The sequence below is a fragment of the Serratia sp. 506_PEND genome (assembly GCF_001076875.1).
GTDB lineage: Bacteria > Pseudomonadota > Gammaproteobacteria > Enterobacterales > Enterobacteriaceae > Serratia > Serratia marcescens.
Genome location: NZ_JVEL01000026.1, coordinates 1 through 282, shown reverse-complemented (window position 1 = coordinate 282; position 282 = coordinate 1). Strand labels below are relative to the sequence as shown.

Annotated in this window: 1 protein-coding gene; it reads left to right on the top strand. The window is 47.9% G+C overall.

What is annotated here, in order from left to right:
• Positions 1–282: type VI secretion system baseplate subunit TssG (locus ADK28_RS00685; RefSeq protein WP_048794625.1), on the top strand; the 282-nt coding region annotated here is incomplete at both ends.

Here is a 282-nt window from a genome sequence, read left to right as displayed (position 1 = left end):
CCAAAATGCTCTCTTATGCAGGGATGCTGGCGAGCCCCAGCCGTTCACCTGAAGTCATCTCTGGTCTGGTTATGCACTGTTTCGATCTTGAGAATGTGGAAGTTGAGGACTGGCAGATGCGCAAAGTGGCGGTCTGCGAAGAACAGCAAAATCGCCTTGGGCAGGCCAACATGGCACTTGGGCATGATTTCATTTCTGGTGCATGGGTCAATGACTGTGCTGGGAAATTCATATTAAAAATCAATAATCTTTCATTTCGTGATTTTCTCCGTTTTCTGCCGG